The following is a 13,571-nucleotide window of genomic DNA, read 5'->3' as shown; positions in this document are numbered from 1 at the left end:
ACGCGCAGCTGTCGTAAATGAATTGCGGAATTCGCGGAACGGCCATTATAGGGACATTGCCGCCGCCCCTCACGCTCGCAGATGCGTTTGCGTCGTCCCGCAAGCGGATGCGGCGAAAATGCGACAACGCCCCGGTGCACAGCACCGGGGCGTTGGAATGGCGGGTTGCCCGGGGTTGCCGGAGGTTGCCTGTGCGCTTGCCTTGCAAACGCGCAGGCCCGGCAAACGCCAGTTAGCCGGCGTTGACTTCGCGCAGCACCGTGCGGTGCTTCTGGCGCAACAGGTCTTCGTACACGGCAACGTAGTTGCGTGCCATCACCTTCGACGAGAAGCGTGCCTCGAACGCGCCGCGCACCTTCTCGCGCGATAGCGTCGACAGGCGCTTGACCGCCGCGACCGCGCTGATTTCGTCTTCGACGACAAAGCCCGACACGCCATTCTCGATGACTTCCGGCACCGAGCCGCGCTTGAACGCGATGACAGGCGTACCACAGGCCATGGCTTCGATCATGACGAGACCGAAGGGCTCCGGCCAGTCGATCGGGAACACCAGTGCATGTGCATTGCCGAGGAACTCGCGCTTTTCGTGCTCGCCGATTTCGCCGATGTACTCGACGTGCGGCAGCGCCATCAGCGGCTTGATGACTTCTTCGTAGTAGGCGCGGTCGGCCTTGTCGATCTTGGCGGCGACCTTGAGCTTCATGCCCGCCTGCTGGGCGATGCGAATCGCGCGGTCAAGACCCTTCTCCGGCGAAACGCGGCCGAGGAATGCGAGGTAGCCGGGCTCGACGTTCGGGATCGGCTTGAGCACGTCTTCCGGCAGGCCGTGGTAGACGGTCTGCTGCCAGTTGGCCTGCTGCAGCGGGATGCGCTGGTTGTCCGAGATCGAGACCACCGGTACGTCGTTGAACGCGTTGAAGATCGGCTGCAGTTCGGGCAGGTCGAGACGGCCATGCATGGTCGTGACGAACGGCACCGGCTGACGCTGGAACAGCGAGAACGGGTAGTAGTCGATGTGGAAGTGCAGCACGTCGAATTCGTCCGCGCGGCGGCGCACTTCTTCGAGCAGCAACATGTGCGGAGCCATCACGTCGCGAATCGTCGGGTCGAGGCGCAGCGCCTGCGGCCAGAATGCTTCGAGCTTTGCCGAGGTAACCGAATCGCCGCTGGCGAAGAGCGTGACGTCGTGCCCTTGCTCGACCAGCGCTTCGGTCAGGTAGGAGACCACCCGTTCCGTGCCGCCGTACAGCTTGGGAGGAACCGCCTCGTGCAACGGAGCAATTTGAGCGATTCGCATAGTGGTGAACTCCTTCCTCGAAATAATCGGGCTAAGTACTGCAATTTTGACAATCGACCTCGCGAGCCGCGGCTTCCTTGCCGCACGCCCCACCAGGCGTTCCGTACCGCTAACCGCGCCGGCAGGCCGGCACACAGACCGACGCAGTTGTGAAGTGTTGTGTTGACACAAGCGGCGGCTCAGGCGGTAAACGCGCAGGGTTCGCGGTCGTTGACATTGATGCTGTCAAATTCCCTACGCCGTTCGAGTCGGCATTATCCGGGTTTGCACCCATACCCGACCACGTGATTTCAAACTCTTTACGTTGTTACAAAGCGGAAACACTCCGCAACCCCTTGTTTTTTAAGCCCGTTCTAGATTTTGGGTTCGCTTCCGAACAGCGCGGCTTCGAAATCGCGGTCAAATTGCTTTTTATCTGACCCTGGTTTCCTGGATATTGCGGCTCGGGGGCGGGTCGCGCCTGCGGTACGGCGCGGCATGTGAGCACATTGGCGTGCTACAACGCAATCTGTAATTGTATCCCGAAAAGCGCCGCTAGAACTCATCGAGCCTCCGACGCGACAACATGTCCTCAAGGAGTCCTCGCTGCGGCATAGTCGCGATAAGATTCGCGTCCCCTGGGCATAAGCCGTGCGGCTCGCGCGTGGGGTGTTTACAATGCGGGAATTCCACCAGGTTTGCCGTTGCGCGCCTTCTTGTCTCTTTTTCTACCTTGCACGGACAAAGCTCCGCCAGACCGACCATCGATCAATTGGAACAACATCTGACCATCGCCCAGCGTAACGCCCACAACGCAAAGCTCGCGAGCTATGCGCGGCGGCCACTTGCGTTCCTGTTCAGCTATATCAAGCGCCATCCGTTCGCCCACGCCGTCGTGCTCGCCAGCGTGTTCGCAGCCGTCGGCTGCGCCCTCGCCTCGCAGTACGCGATCAAGCATCTGATCGACGTGCTCGGCGCGGGCCGCCACCATCCGGGTCCGCTGTGGACGGCATTCGCGATCCTCGTCGGCCTGATTGCCGCCGACAACCTGCTCTGGCGGTTGGGCGGCTGGTTCGCCGCGCACACCTTCGTTACGGTCACGGGCGACTTGAGGCGCGACCTCTTCCAGTACCTGAGCGGCCACTCGAACACCTACTACGCGGAGAAGCAGCCCGGCACGCTCGCAAGCCGCATCACCGCCACCTCGAACGCCGTCTACACGGCCGAGAACACCACTGCCTGGAACGTGCTGCCGCCATGCATCGCCGTGGCGGGCGCCATCGTCATGATCATTTCGGTCAATCCGTTGATGGCAGCAGGTCTGTTGCTGTGCTCGGCTATTCTTTCGGTCATTCTCTTCAAGCTGGCCGGACGCGGCTCGGCGCGCCACCACACCTTCGCCGCCAAAGCGGCCGCCGTCGACGGGGAACTGGTGGACGTGATCGGCAACATGGCGCTCGTGCGCGCCTTCGGCATGACGCTGCGCGAGCAAAAACGTTTTGGCACGACGGTGAAAGCCGAGATGGACGCGCGCCGTTCGAGCCTGCTCTATCTGGAAAAACTGCGCCTGCTGCACGCCGTGATCACGGCGATGCTCTCCGCCGGCCTGCTCGGCTGGGCGCTGTGGCTCTGGAACCAGGGCAAGGCCACTTCAGGTGACATCGTGCTGGTGAGTTCGCTCGGCTTCACGATCCTGCATGGCACGCGCGACCTGGCCGTGGCGCTCGTGGACGTCACGCAGCACGTCGCGCGTCTGGCCGAAGCCGTGCAGACGCTGCTCGAGCCGCACGGCATGCCCGACCGCGACGACGCCACCGAGCTCGTGGCCCAGGGCGGCCGCGTGGACTTCGAAGGCGTCACCTTCGCGTACCCGCACCGCAAGCCGATTCTCGATCACTTCGACCTGCAAATCCAGGCAGGCCAGCGCGTGGGCCTGATCGGCAAGTCGGGCGCGGGCAAGACCACCGTGCTCGCGCTGCTGCAACACTTCTATGACACCCAGAGCGGCTCGATCAAGATCGACGGCCAGGACATCGCCCACGTCACGCAGGACAGCCTGCGCCACGCCATCGCGCTGGTGCCGCAGGACATTTCCCTGCTGCACCGCTCGATCTACGAGAACATCGCCTATGGCCGCCCCGAGGCAAGCCGCGAAGAAGTGCTCACCGCGGCCCGCGAGGCGCGTTGCGCCGACTTCATCGAAGCCATGCCCGAAGGCTACGACACGATCGTGGGCGACCGCGGCGTGAAGCTCTCGGGTGGCCAGCGCCAGCGCATCGCAATCGCACGCGCGATTCTCAAGAATTCGCCGATCCTGCTGCTCGACGAGGCCACCTCGGCACTCGACAGCGCCTCGGAAGAAGCCATCCAGCACGCGCTCGACCGGCTGATGGTGGGACGCACCGTGATCGCCATTGCGCACCGGCTCTCCACGCTGCACAACTTCGACCGGATCATCGTGATGAGCTCGGGCAAGGTGATCGACGACGGTAGCCCCGAGGAACTGCGCAATCGCCCGGGCCTGTACCGCGACCTGCTCGCCAAGCAGTATGGCAAGCCGTCCACGCTCCATCTGGGCAGCAAGAAGGCCGACGAAAAGCACGTGGCCTGACGCCAGGCGCTTTGTGCGCGGCGTGCGCGCCAAACGAAAAAGCCGCATCTTGCTCTTGCATGAAGCGGCTTTTTCGTTTTCGGCGGCGCCCGATGTGCTTGCGACACATCGGAGCGTGCCCTGCCCCTACGATTGCTGCGCGGGTTCCACAGCCGGCAACGACACGCCAGCGCGCGCAGCCACGCCCGTCAAATCGCGCATGAAGCGATCGCGCCAGACCGAAACATTGTTCTCGCGCAATTGCACCATCATGTCGTTATAGCGCGCGAGGCGCTCCGCGAGCGGCATCGCGAGCGCCTTGCCGAGCGCGTCGGCCATGCCGTCGATGTCGAGCGGATTCACGATCAGCGCGCCGCCCAATTCCTGCGCGGCGCCCGCGAAGCACGAGAGCACCAGCACGCCCGGACTCTCGGGATCCTGTGCGGAAACGTATTCCTTCGCGACGAGATTCATGCCATCGCGCAGCGGCGTGACGTAGCCCACGTGCGAAGCGCGAAAGAGCGCCGCTAGCACGGCGCGTTCGTACTGGCGATGGATGTACCAGATCGGCGTCCAGTCGAGCTCGGCGAAGCGGCCGTTGATACGGCCCGACTCGGCCTCGAGCCGCAGGCGGATGTCCTGATATGCGTGCAGGTCGGCGCGCGTGGGCGGCGCGATCTGCACGAACGACACCTTGTTGCGCTGCGCTGGCGAGTGCTCGAGCAGCCGCTCGAACGCGCGAAAGCGCTCGACGAGGCCCTTCGAGTAATCGAGCCGGTCCACGCTCATGATGACCTTGCGGCCATGCAGCGTGGCCTTGAGCGTGCGCACCGGCTTGCCGCGCTCGCCGTCTTTTGCGAGCTCGGCGACTTCGTCGGGATAAACACCGATCGGATAATCGTTCGCGCAAAGCGTCTTGCCGAATGCCTCGATCTGCGTGAGGCCATCGGCGCGCTTCGCGACTGAGCCGCCCGCCTCGTTCACGATGTAATCGCAGAACGCGCGCAAATCGGGCCTGGTCTGGAAGCCGAGCAGGTCGAACGAGCACAGCGCCTGAGCCAGTTCGCGGTGCGGCGGCACCGCCAGCAGCACCTGCGAAGCCGGAAACGGAATGTGCAGGAAGAAGCCGATGCGGTTCTTCACGCCCGCCGCGCGCAGCGCCTCGGCGAACGGAATCAGGTGGTAGTCATGGACCCAGATGACGTCGTCGTCGCGCAGGAGCGGCACGAGCTGTTGCGCGAGCCACGCGTTCACGCGGCAATAGCCTGCGTATTCATTGCGGTCGTACTGCACGAGGTCGGCGCGATAGTGGAACGCCGGCCAGAGCGTGGCGTTCGAAAAGCCGCGGTAGTACTGGTCGTAATCGCGGCGCAGCAGGCCGATGGTCGCGAAAGTGACCGGCCCGCGCTCTTCGAGCTGGATCTGCGGCTGGCCGGACGAGAGCACCTCGCCGCTCCAGCCGAACCACATGCCGCCAGTTTCCTTGAGCGCGTCGTAGACGCCGACCGCGAGACCGCCCGCAGCCGGGCCGCCTTCGGAAATCGGCGCGACCCGGTTCGACACGATGATCAATCGGCTCATGAGGTGCAGGTTCCGTGCAGAAAAGAAATTAGGTGCGACCGCATATGCGCCAAAGCAGACGCCGATCAGACGCCACGGGCGGGCGCAACGAGCGCATCGAGCCACGCGAGCAGCGCTTCGACCGACTCGACACGCGTTTTCGCGATCGTGTCGCCGCCGCCGACCTTGATCGACAGGCCACCCTCGGCGTTGACCACGGCGAAGCCCTTTTCGTCGGTCAGATCGTCGCCGGCAAACACCGGCGTGCGGCCCGCGAACGGCGGCTCGTCGAGAAAAGCGCGCAGTGCGCGGCCCTTGTCGACGTCCTTCGGTTTGATCTCGTAGACCATCTTGCCGGGCTGCAGCACGTAGGCATCGGCGAATTCGGCGGCGAGCCTTTCGGTGATCGCACGCGCCACATTCTCGTGCTCGGGCGCATTGCGGTAGTGGAGCGCGAGCGCCGCGCCTTTGATCTCGAGCAGCATGCCCACGTGCGTGCGCACCACGTCGGCGAGCACCTGCTCCATGTGCAGAAGGCGTTGATCGTTGAAGCCGACGCGCTGCGTATCGCCGTTTGCGTCGCGGCGCTCCGCGCCGTGCAGGCCCGCGACCGGCAAATCGGGCATGCCGAGGAAAGTGTCGATGCTCTCGACGCCGCGCCCGGAGACAATGGCCACCGCGCCGTGCGTCGCACGGCGCAACACGGTGAGCAGCGCCAGCATGTCTGGGCGTACCAGCACGCCGTCAGGCGTGGGCGCAAGGTCGACGAGCGTGCCGTCGAAATCGAAGAAAAACGCCGTCTTGTCGAACGGCAATTCAGCCGGAAGTACTTGCATCAGGTTCGTTTCGTCCCTCGGCGCATGGGCCGGGCGGTGATCCAGCGAGCGTTCGCCCGCCGAAAGAAAGTGTGCGCATCTTACCGCGCATCGTCGTGATTTTCGAGAAAGGAAAGCCCGCGCCGCTTTTGCGCCGGCCTTACCACGCCAGCCTGACGCTCGATGACGAACACCGTGTCGATGCCGATGTGTTCGGACGCTTTTTTTGCGCCGGTGCCGTCTTGCCACAAATTGCCTGCCAATGCAGATCGACCTCTGCCGGCACATTATGTGCGTCAAATTGACCCTGCCACGCCGCCGCGCCGAGCCGCGCGGCGCAACGAGTACCCAATTTTGCTACAGTCCAGCGACACGGCGTGGGCTCGCTTTGCCCCGTACTTGTAAATCGAATTAACGAGACAGCCTTTGTTCCCCCGGTTCGACACTTCACGTCCGTCACGCTTCGTATCCCGCGCAGTAGCCCGCCTCGCCCGCCTGCGCCGGGCACGCCTCGCGGCACTGCTGACGCTCGCCGCCGGGTCCGTACTCCTCGGCGCCTGCACGCGCGCGGCCGAGCCCTGGCAGCTCACCAACGTAAGCGGCCATCTGCCCGACCTCATGTTCGCGCTCACCGGAGACAGCGGCAAGCCCATCACAAGTGCGGATTTGCACGGCAATACCACGCTCGTGTACTTCGGCTACACGCATTGCCCGGACGTCTGCCCGGAAACGATGGCGCGGCTGATGCAGGTCATAGCAAAACTCGGACCCGACGCACAGCATGTGCGGATACTCTTCATCAGCGTCGATCCCGCCCGCGACACGCCGCAGGCGCTGCACGCCTATGTGAACGCGTTCGACGCCCAGCACGCGCTAGGCCTCACCGGCACCAATGCGCAGATCGAGTCGCTGGCTAAACGGTATCGCGTGGCGTATCAGATGGAACAGCGCGACCCCGACGGTAGCTACGAAGTCACGCACAGCTCGGCCGTCTACGTGTTCGACGCGCAAGGCCACGCGCGCCTGCTCGCCACCGACAAGGACTCGCCCGACGCCATCGCGCACGACGTGCGCCGCGTGATCGGCCCGGCGGCATAGGCGCCGGCGCGACCCTCAACCCGGTTTTCGGACCACTCGCAACAGGAACAGCCATGACGATGAAAATGAAGTCCCGCGGTGTGACTCGCATGAACCCCGTGACCCGCTGGAGCGCCGCCCTCGCCTGCGCGTTCGCTGCGTTCGCGCCTGCAGCGCATGCCGCCGACGCCGCGCTCACCGCGCAGAACGCCTGGGTCCGCTGGCTGCCCAACGATCTGCCGGCGGCGGGTTACGTCACGCTGAAGAACGACGGGGACAAGCCGGTCGACCTCGTGAACGTGACGAGCGACGACTACGGCATGGTGATGTTGCATCAGACCGTTTCGAACGGTTCGACGCAGAAGATGATGATGGTGCACAAGGCCACGGTGCCCGCGCACGGCACGCTCTCGATCGCACCGGGCGGCTATCACCTGATGCTGGAACACGCGAAGCACAAGATCGCGCCCGGCGACACGGTGCATGTGAAGCTGCAGTTCTCGGACGGTGCGACGCTCGACACGCCGTTCGCGGTGAAGCCGCCGTCGCAGCAGTAATGCGCGATGAACCCGTGCGAAAGCCCGCGACGAACCTGCGTAAAAGCCGTGTCGAACCTGCGTAAAGGCTCGCGGTGAACCTGCGTAAAGGCTCGCGATGAACCTGCATGGAGGCTCGCGATGAACTTGCTCTACTGGCTCGATCCGTGGGAGCCGTCGCCAACGGTGGTGATCGCCGTGACCGTGGCGGCGGTGCTGTTCATACGCGGCCAGCGCCATGCGAGGGTCTCGCTGCCGCGCCAGATCTCGTTCTGGTTCGGCCTCGGCGCGCTCTATGTCGCGCTGCATACGCGGCTCGATTACTTCTTCGAGCATGAGTTCTTCATGCATCGCGCGCAGCATCTCGTGCTGCACCATCTCGGGCCGTTCTTCATTGCGCTCGCTTATCCGGGCGCGGCGCTGCGCGCCGGCATCCCGTTCGCGTGGCGGCAACGCTTCGTGCGGCCCGCGCTGAACGCGCGGCCGGTGCGAGCGATGCTCGACGTCGTCATGCATCCGGTGGTCGCGGTGACGCTGTTCGTCGGGCTCATCTACTTCTGGCTGCTCTCGCCGATCCACTTCATCGCCATGCTCGACTGGCGGCTCTACCGCGTGATGAACTGGAGCATGGTGATCGACGGCCTGCTGTTCTGGTGGCTCGTGCTAGATCCGCGCCCCGCGCCGCCCGCGCGTCTCGCGCCCGGCAAGCGCGTGCTGGTGGTGATCGCGGCCATTCCGCCGCAAATCGTGCTCGGCGCGTTCATCTTCTTCACGTCGCACGAGCTCTATCCGATCTATTCGATTTGCGGACGCGCATTCACATGGCTCTCGCCGATGCGCGATCAGCAGATCGGCGGCCTGCTGCTGTGGATTCCGGGGTCGATGATGAGCGTGGTTGGGGCGTTGATCGCGCTGCGCCACTGGATGCGGCTTTCTGCTCGCGGGCGGCTTAAGCGCACGCAAGGCGCGCGCGAAGCCGCACGGCATTCGCATAGCGCCCAACACACCTGAGCACGCGCAAAGCGTTTATACGGGACACTACGCGCAGCGCTGCTCCGAGCGCATCCACACGTGCGGAATGCCATCTTCGTCGTGGATCTCCGAAACCGGCTCGAAGCCGAACGCACCGTAGAACTTCTGCAGATGCGCCTGGGCGTGCAGCCGCATCGGCACGCCCGGCCATTGCCGCGCAATGTGCGCGATCGCGCGTTCGAGCAAGCCATTGCCGAGCTTGATGCCGCGAAAGTTCGGCGACGTCACCACGCGGCCGATGCGCACGTCCGGATCCTGCGCGTCGGGCAGCAGCACCCGCAGATATCCCGCCAACTCACGCGCACCGTCCCGCTCGCCCCACGCGAACAGATGCCAGGCATCGCCGTCGAGGCCGTCGATATCGCCGTACACGCAGTTTTGCTCGACCACGAACACCGCCGAACGCAGCCGGAGCATTTCATAGACATCGCGCGAAGAAAGCGCATCGAATGCGGTCCATTGCCAGTCGAGTTGTGCGGTGGGCAATGCGAGGGGCTGCGCAATCATGGGATTTCCGTCAAGGCGTGCTGAAACGCCGATTATGCCCTGCGGCGCGCGCACGGCACAAACAGCGGTCTGCTGCGCAACGGTCACTTGCGCCGGCGCGGCGAGTCGAACTTGCGCCAGTACTGAAACGGCTCTTCGTGCAGATCGATGTCGAGTTCAACGATGCGCGCCTGCATGCGGTCTTGCGCATCGGCGATCGCCCGGTTGTAGACAGCGGGCGCGATTTCTTCGAGGAAGAAACCCAACAGACCGCCCGCAGCGACATTGCCGATCGGCTCGTCCATGTTGGCGTCGAAATAGCGCTGTATCGACGCAATCGCGGCAGCGCGCGCGTCTTCGGGAAGTTCGATGGGCATGGCGAAAGTCCGCAGAAAAGGGATGCGTCGATTGTGCTCGAACCCATGGGACAGCACATCATCCGTTTAGCCAGGCATCGAATGCGCGGTAGAAAAAAGAAAAGCCACCCGAAGGTGGCTTTTCTTGTCTTACCTGGAGGCGCGAGCCGGAGTCGAACCGGCCTACACGGCTTTGCAGGCCGCTGCATAACCGCTTTGCTATCGCGCCAAAAACGGACTGTTCGATGTTCCGTGCACACTGCACTGCTTGCGCGCACAACCATCGGCCAGATTTTGTGCGGCGGCCTTGCGGCCTGCCAAACAAAAGGGGAAGCGCTGCTTCCCCGGAATTCTGGAGCGGGAGACGAGTCTCGAACTCGCGACCTCAACCTTGGCAAGGTTGCGCTCTACCAACTGAGCTACTCCCGCATTTTTACTGCTGAACTGCCTTTTACTACTCTGGCGCCTCGTTTCGCAGCCCTACTTTGCGACACGCTGCCCCTAAAATCTGGAGCGGGAGACGAGTCTCGAACTCGCGACCTCAACCTTGGCAAGGTTGCGCTCTACCAACTGAGCTACTCCCGCATTTTTACTGCTTCGCCGCTGATTTACCGCCTAACTTCAGCGATCTCCACCGCATCTGCTTCGTTTGCTGCTTGTCGTGCAGCGGAGAAGTGAGATTATGTATAAGCCGCTGAATCGTGTCAACCCCCTCTGGCGATCTTTTTAAAAAAGATTCGCGGGAGTCCGGGTTGCGCCGCTTACAGGCTCCCCCGCTCGCGGATCTGGGGCCACGCGAGCTTCATGTAATAGAGCATCGACCAGATCGTCAGCACGGCTGCCACATAGACGAGCCACGTGCCCCACACACGCGAGTCGAACAACGTGTGCCCGCCGATCGTCAGCGGCGCATAGAACAGCAGCATGGGGATCGCCACCATCTGGCAGGCCGTCTTGAATTTGCCGAGCTGGTTGACGGCGACGCTTTTTGACGCACCGATCTGCGCCATCCATTCGCGCAGCGCCGAAATGGCGATCTCGCGTCCCACGATCACCAGCGCGATGGCTGCGTCAAGACGTTGCAGATGCACGAGCACCAGCAGTGCGGCCGTCACCATGAGCTTGTCGGCCACCGGATCGAGGAACGCGCCGAACGACGAGGTTTGATTCCATTTCCGCGCGAGATAGCCGTCGAACCAGTCGGTGAGCGCCGCGAGCACGAAGATCACCATCGCCGCGACGTTCTGGTGCATCGGGCTCAGCACCGTTTCCGGCAGATAGAACACGCCAACCACGAGCGGAATCAGCACAATCCGCAGCCATGTCAGAAGAATTGGAATATTGAACGGCATCGTGTGGCGCAGTCTGTCAGGGAGGAGATTGCAATGGGAGATGCAATTGTGCCGCGTCACCGGACCCGCCACAAGCAAACGTAAGGCAGCGCGGCGGGTAACGCAGTCGCGACATCAACCGCAAGCTTAATCGCGAACTCAATCGCGGGTTCAATGAAGCTGTTGATAGATCTGCTCGGCGAGCGCGTGCGAGATGCCCTCTACGCTCGCCAGATCTTCCACGCTCGCGGCCATCACGCCGCGCAGGCCGCCGAAGCGCGCGAGCAGGCGTTGACGGCGTTTCGCGCCCACGCCCTCGAGCTCTTCGAGCCGCGAAGTCTGGCGCGTCTTGCCGCGCTTCGCGCGCATGCCCGTGATCGCGAAGCGGTGCGCCTCGTCGCGGATCTGCGCGATCAGCATCAGTGCCGCGCTCTCCTTACCCAGTTCGAGCGGCGCGCGGCCGTCGGCGAACACAAGGGTCTCGAGACCGACCTTGCGCCCTTCGCCCTTGGCCACGCCCACGAGCATCGCGGGGTCGAGCCCCAGCTCGTCGAACACCTGGCGCGCGATCTCGACCTGTCCTTTGCCGCCGTCGATCAGCACGATGTTCGGCAGCGTGCCGCCGGGCGCGGGTGATTGCGTGCCTTCGGGCTGCGCGGTGCCGACATCGGCACCGTCGGTCGTGGCGGACGTTGGCGAGACCTGCACTTCATCACCCGCATCGGCCTCGTTGCGCGCCGATTGCGCGACCATCTTTTCGTAGCGCCGCGTGAGCACCTGGCGCATGGCCGCGTAGTCGTCGCCGCCCGTGATGCCGGTGATGTTGTAGCGCCGGTACTCGCTCGATTGCATCTTGTGATGGTGATAGACGACGCACGACGCCTGGGTCGCCTCGCCCATCGTATGGCTGATGTCGAAGCACTCGATGCGCAGATGCGCGAGATCGTCGAGTTCGAGCCCGAGCATCTGAGCGAGCGTGCGCGTGCGCGCCTGCTGCGAGCCCTGCTCCGAGAGCAGGCGTGCGAGCGCGAGCCGTGCGTTCTGCTCGGCCATCGCGAGCCATGCGCGCTTTTGTCCTTGCGGTTGGCGCAGCAGCGTGACCTTGTGGCCGGCCTGCTCGCTGAGCACGTCGACGAGTTCGCGGTTCGCCGGCGGATGGCTCACCACAAGCACGGGCGGCACGCGGTTGCCGAAGTAATGCTGGGCGATGAACGCGTCGAGCACTTCGGATTCGATGCCCGTCTCGCGCTTGCGGCGCGCGCTTGCACGGGACGCCGCGGAATCGCTGCCCGCCTCGCCCTCTTGTGCCTCTTGTGCCTCGTTCGCGAGATCCGCTGCGAACGCGAGCGGATCGGCCTCGGCGTCCTCGCCGGCAGGCCCCCTCACGTCGCCGCTTTCCTCACCTTCCTCGCCAGCATGCGCGCCCGCGGCGGACACCATGGCCTTGCGCGCGAGCGACGGCAACGACTTCAGCGCCGATGCCGCCAGCACGGTCTCGCCGTCGATCTCCTCTGCAACGCCGCCTTCCTCGTCGGTCAAGGCGCGTTCGACATGAGCCGGGAAATACGCCTTGTCGCCCAGATGCCGGCCGCCGCGCACCATCGCAAGATTCACGCAGACCCGCCCGCCCAGCGCCACCACCGCGAGAATGTCGACGTCGCTCTCGCCGCCGGTTTCGATGACTTGTTGATGCAGCACCATCGCGAGCGAGCTCATCTGGTTGCGCACCGCCGCCGCCTGCTCGAACTTCAGCTCGGCTGCGAACGCGTGCATCTTGGTCTCCAGCTCCTTCATCACCTCGTTCTGGCGGCCGAGCAGAAAGCGCGACGCGTTGCTCACGTCGCGCGCGTAATCGTCCGCGCTGATCGCGCCCACGCACGGCGCGGTGCAACGCGCGATTTGATGCAGCAGGCACGGCCGCGTGCGGTTGTTGAAGACCGAGTCTTCACAGGTACGCAGCTGGAACACGCGCTGCAGGATCTGAATGCTCTCGCGCACCGCCGAAGCACTCGGAAACGGCCCGAAGTACTGGTTGCTGCGATCGACTGCGCCCCGGTAGTACGCCATGCGCGGAAACTTGTGCCCCGTGAGCTTGAGAAACGGATACGACTTGTCGTCGCGAAAGAGGATGTTGTAGCGCGGCGTCAGCGCCTTGATGAGGTTGTTCTCGAGCAGCAGCGCTTCGGCCTCCGAGCGCGTCACCGTGGTCTCGATGCGCGCAATGCGCGTGACCATCATGGCAATGCGCGGCGAAAGCTGCGTCTTCGTGAAGTAGCTCGACACGCGCTTTTTCAGGTCGCGCGCCTTGCCTACGTAGAGCACCGCGCCTTGCACGTCGTAATAGCGATACACGCCGGGCAAATGCGGGAGCTGCGCCAGGACCTCTTTCGGGTCGAAAACGTCGGGATCGGTGGGAGCGGTCATCCAGTCTGGGGGCGTGGCGTGGCGTGGGGTAGCGTCAGCAGGCAGGCCGCGCCACCTGCGCGACGCCGTCATGCGGGTGTCTTAGAAT

At 64.1% G+C, this 13,571-nt stretch carries 12 protein-coding genes and 3 tRNA genes; 5 read left to right on the top strand and 10 right to left on the bottom strand.

Annotation, left to right across the window (positions count from 1 at the left end; translation table 11 throughout):
• Positions 1-232: 232 nt before the first annotated feature.
• On the bottom strand, positions 233-1,297 hold the full coding sequence (locus tag NH14_RS15170; protein ID WP_035522726.1) for a glycosyltransferase family 4 protein: 1,065 nt from the start codon (positions 1,295-1,297) through the stop codon (positions 233-235).
• Positions 1,298-2,039: 742 nt separating this feature from the next.
• Between NH14_RS15170 and NH14_RS15165 the strand changes: the two genes are divergently transcribed.
• Positions 2,040-3,887, top strand: a complete 1,848-nt coding sequence (locus tag NH14_RS15165) for an ABC transporter ATP-binding protein (RefSeq protein ID WP_035523066.1) — start codon at positions 2,040-2,042, stop codon at positions 3,885-3,887.
• 126 nt (positions 3,888-4,013) lie between these two features.
• Here the strand turns inward: NH14_RS15165 and otsA are convergent, their stop codons facing one another.
• Both otsA and otsB read right to left on the bottom strand, forming a co-directional pair.
• Positions 4,014-5,447 carry an alpha,alpha-trehalose-phosphate synthase (UDP-forming) gene (gene otsA / locus NH14_RS15160; protein WP_052147839.1) on the bottom strand — a complete coding sequence of 478 codons (1,434 nt, stop codon included), beginning with the start codon at positions 5,445-5,447 and terminating at the stop codon, positions 4,014-4,016.
• Positions 5,448-5,512: 65 nt separating this feature from the next.
• The gene (gene otsB, locus NH14_RS15155; RefSeq protein WP_035522723.1) at positions 5,513-6,262 is read right to left on the bottom strand and encodes a trehalose-phosphatase; all 750 of its coding nucleotides are present in this window, start codon (positions 6,260-6,262) and stop codon (positions 5,513-5,515) included.
• A 71-nt stretch (positions 6,263-6,333) separates the two neighbouring features.
• Here otsB and NH14_RS15150 point away from each other — a divergent pair, with 71 nt between their 5' ends.
• The 4 genes from NH14_RS15150 to NH14_RS15135 all read left to right on the top strand — a co-directional run bounded on the left by NH14_RS15150 (position 6,334) and on the right by NH14_RS15135 (position 8,865).
• Complete coding sequence (locus tag NH14_RS15150; protein ID WP_152617077.1) at positions 6,334-6,546, top strand: hypothetical protein; 213 nt, start codon at positions 6,334-6,336, stop codon at positions 6,544-6,546.
• Between the two features lie 121 nt (positions 6,547-6,667).
• Complete coding sequence (locus NH14_RS15145; protein WP_084225122.1) at positions 6,668-7,339, top strand: SCO family protein; 672 nt, start codon at positions 6,668-6,670, stop codon at positions 7,337-7,339.
• 89 nt (positions 7,340-7,428) lie between these two features.
• Positions 7,429-7,875: a copper chaperone PCu(A)C gene (locus NH14_RS15140; protein WP_176329255.1), complete on the top strand. Its 447-nt coding sequence runs from the start codon at positions 7,429-7,431 to the stop codon at positions 7,873-7,875.
• Between the two features lie 120 nt (positions 7,876-7,995).
• Positions 7,996-8,865 carry a cytochrome c oxidase assembly protein gene (locus NH14_RS15135; RefSeq protein ID WP_035522718.1) on the top strand — a complete coding sequence of 290 codons (870 nt, stop codon included), beginning with the start codon at positions 7,996-7,998 and terminating at the stop codon, positions 8,863-8,865.
• A 27-nt stretch (positions 8,866-8,892) separates the two neighbouring features.
• Here the strand turns inward: NH14_RS15135 and NH14_RS15130 are convergent, their stop codons facing one another.
• From NH14_RS15130 to uvrC, 7 genes are all read right to left on the bottom strand, one after another.
• Positions 8,893-9,393 carry a GNAT family N-acetyltransferase gene (locus tag NH14_RS15130; protein WP_035522715.1) on the bottom strand — a complete coding sequence of 167 codons (501 nt, stop codon included), beginning with the start codon at positions 9,391-9,393 and terminating at the stop codon, positions 8,893-8,895.
• Between the two features lie 83 nt (positions 9,394-9,476).
• Positions 9,477-9,749, bottom strand: a complete 273-nt coding sequence (locus NH14_RS15125; RefSeq protein ID WP_035522712.1) for a DUF2164 domain-containing protein — start codon at positions 9,747-9,749, stop codon at positions 9,477-9,479.
• Positions 9,750-9,883: 134 nt separating this feature from the next.
• Positions 9,884-9,957, bottom strand: a tRNA-Cys gene (locus NH14_RS15120).
• A gap of 124 nt (positions 9,958-10,081) precedes the next feature.
• A tRNA-Gly gene (locus NH14_RS15115) sits at positions 10,082-10,157 on the bottom strand.
• An 80-nt stretch (positions 10,158-10,237) separates the two neighbouring features.
• Positions 10,238-10,313: transfer RNA gene (locus NH14_RS15110), tRNA-Gly, on the bottom strand.
• A 176-nt stretch (positions 10,314-10,489) separates the two neighbouring features.
• Positions 10,490-11,080, bottom strand: a complete 591-nt coding sequence (gene pgsA / locus NH14_RS15105) for a CDP-diacylglycerol--glycerol-3-phosphate 3-phosphatidyltransferase (protein WP_035522709.1) — start codon at positions 11,078-11,080, stop codon at positions 10,490-10,492.
• A 150-nt stretch (positions 11,081-11,230) separates the two neighbouring features.
• The gene (uvrC, locus tag NH14_RS15100; RefSeq protein WP_035522706.1) at positions 11,231-13,483 is read right to left on the bottom strand and encodes an excinuclease ABC subunit UvrC; all 2,253 of its coding nucleotides are present in this window, start codon (positions 13,481-13,483) and stop codon (positions 11,231-11,233) included.
• Positions 13,484-13,571 lie beyond the last annotated feature (88 nt).

It is taken from the genome of Paraburkholderia sacchari, assembly GCF_000785435.2.
GTDB classification, from domain to species: domain Bacteria; phylum Pseudomonadota; class Gammaproteobacteria; order Burkholderiales; family Burkholderiaceae; genus Paraburkholderia; species Paraburkholderia sacchari.
The sequence above is the reverse complement of the archived record's forward strand: the minus strand, read 5'-3'. Positions and strand labels throughout refer to the sequence as shown.